Below are 2,740 nucleotides of genomic sequence, written 5' to 3'. Positions count from 1 at the left end.
TGCTTTATTTTAGCGACTTGATTATATTACCATAACTACTTTTTAATGTCAACACCTTTTTTTATATTTTTTATATTTTTTTATATTTTTGCTTTACCATTTGTTGACAGCTTAATCATATTATCATATGTTTTTTTATATGTCAATATATTTTTTTAATTTTTATAATATTTTTTACTTAAATATTAATTTTAATACTTAATAACTAATACTTTTAAGTCAATTTTTTGAATACTTTGTATTCAAAAACAAATATTCCTATATATTTTTATTCGTAAAAATTAATACAAACACCCGTATATAATTTCCCCTTTAAAAATATAAGTCGTATCTTAATTGATATAAATAAAAACCCTTAATAAAATATACATAAGGGTTTTTATTATTACACTTCTTAATATTTTACAACAGAGCATATATTATAATCACCTAAAAGCTCTCTCCCTTTAAGCTCCTCTAATTCTATAAAAAAATTAAGGCTAACAACTTCAGCACCAATACTTTCTACAAGTTCTATAATAGCTTTACAAGTGCCACCAGTTGCCAATAAATCATCTACTATAATAACTTTATCCCCTTTTTTTATAGCATCTTTATGAATTTCCAAAGTAGCACTGCCATATTCAAGGTCGTACTCTTTGCTTATAGTTTCAGCAGGTAATTTGCCTGCTTTTCTAACAGGAATAAACCCTTTGTTCATATTATAAGCTATAGGCATAGCAAATATAAACCCACGAGATTCTGGCCCTAAAACATAATCAAATTCAATATTTTCAAGACTTTTTATAATTTCATCAACAGATTTTTTTAATGCCTCTTTATCCTTTAAAACAGTTGTAATATCTCTAAATAAAACTCCTTCTATTGGATAATCAGGTATAGTTCTTATTACATTTTTTAAATCCATAATATCTTCTCCTTTTTAAGAAAGCCTAAAATCTTTTAAAATTAATTGAACATTTTCTGTATCATTAAATATATTTACTTCAATAGAATATACCACATCTAATTTTAAGTCAACATATTTTTTTATTCCTAATACAATTTTTTCTATATCATCATCAGACATATTTTTCTTTAATATATCAAAAAACTTATTATATCCATCAAAACTTATTGCTCTTACATTAGATGTATTATCATTTAATGTTAATTGTATTATATTATTTTTTTTACCAACAAATCTAATATTTTTTATTTCTACATTTTTAGTAGCAAATATAGCTCCTTTATTTTCTTTACCAATAGGTTTCATTTTATATAGTTCTTTAGCTAAATCTAAAGTTATTTCAGAAAATTTTAAAGCCTTGTCTATAATAATATTTTCTTGTAAATCTTCATCACTTAGTGTAGTATTTTCATTTATAGTTTTTCTAAATTTATCTACATTTTCTTCTGTTAAAGATAATCCCGCAGCCATTTTATGACCACCAAATTTTTGTAGCAAATGTGAACATTTTAAAAGTTCTTCAAACATATTATAACAAGGTATACTTCTTCCAGAGCCTTTAGCCCCATCTTTGGATTTAGTTATAACAAATGTAGGCTTATAGTAAGCCTCTTTTATCCTTCCGGCAACTATCCCTGCTATAGATTCGTGTATTTTATCATTATATATAACTAACACTTTATCATTTTTTATATTAGAGTTTTCCACCATATAAAATATATCTTCCACAGCTTTAAGGGTTAGTTCTTTTCTTTCAGTATTAAGATTTATTAACTCTAGTGCTAATTTTTTTATATCTTCATCATTATCTGCTATAAATAGCTCTACTGCTTTTAAAGCGCTTTCAAGACGACCACTAGCATTTATACAAGGTCCTATAATAAACCCATAGTCTGTTTCATTTATTAACTTTTCATCTATATTATTAACCTTTAAAATTTCAAAAAGTCCTTTGTTAATTTGCTTGTTATTATTAAATATATCAAGGCCCATTTTTACAATAAGTCTATTTTCATCTAAAAGGTCTACTATATCACATACAGTAGATATTGATGCAAAAACTAAATATTCTTTAAGGTCTTCTTCTATTTCCATATATTCATAAAGACCTTGTACAAACTTATAGCTAATACCACCAGCAGATAAAGCCTTAAATTTATATTCACATTCTGTCTGTTTAGGATTTATTATAACATCTGCATTAGGCAATATTTCTATTTTCTTATTATCATCTTCAAAAAATCTTGGTTCGTGATGGTCTAATATAATTATAGAAATATCATTTTCCTTTATATAATCAACTTCTTGTATACTAGCTATCCCATTATCACAAGTAAATATAATATCAACGCCTTTTTTTATAACATCATTTATAGCAGATATGTTAAGTCCATATCCTTCTTCTTCTCTATCTGGTATGTAATAAATAACATTAGCACCTATTTTTTTTAAAGCCTTATATAAAATAACTGTGCTAGTAACTCCGTCTACATCATAATCCCCATATATACATATCAATTCATTTTTAGATATAGCATCTATAACTTTAATAAATGCCTTTTCCATACCCTTCATATCTAAAGCATTATAAAAAAACATATCATCTGTATATAAATATGTGTTTAATTTTCTTCTTGTTAAAATATCTCGGTTAGCTAAAACTGTAGCAAAAATTTCACTTATTCCAAATTCTTCAACCATTTTAGGTATATTAGCCTTTGGGTTTCTAATAGTCCATTTAGCCATCTTTTTCTCCTTATTGTTATTATAATTTTATTTTAACAATATATA

General features: G+C 25.0%; 2 protein-coding genes. Both read right to left on the bottom strand.

The annotated features are described in order from the left end of the window. Positions 1-394: 394 nt before the first annotated feature. Positions 395-910: an adenine phosphoribosyltransferase gene (locus tag R5Z65_RS09815; RefSeq protein ID WP_317368837.1), complete on the bottom strand. Its 516-nt coding sequence runs from the start codon at positions 908-910 to the stop codon at positions 395-397. Positions 911-922: 12 nt separating this feature from the next. Continuing rightward, on the bottom strand, positions 923-2,695 hold the full coding sequence (recJ, locus tag R5Z65_RS09810) for a single-stranded-DNA-specific exonuclease RecJ (protein WP_317368836.1): 1,773 nt from the start codon (positions 2,693-2,695) through the stop codon (positions 923-925). Positions 2,696-2,740 lie beyond the last annotated feature (45 nt).

This window comes from uncultured Tyzzerella sp. (genome assembly GCF_963558545.1).
Taxonomy (GTDB): Bacteria; Bacillota; Clostridia; order Lachnospirales; family CAG-274; genus Tyzzerella.
This window is presented reverse-complemented; position numbering and strand designations above follow the sequence as displayed.

What these genes read in the sequence shown, in the direction of transcription:
- recJ (WP_317368836.1), bottom strand. Translation starts at nt 2,695, where the DNA reads ATGGCTAAATGGACTATTAGAAACCCAAAGGCTAATATACCTAAAATG.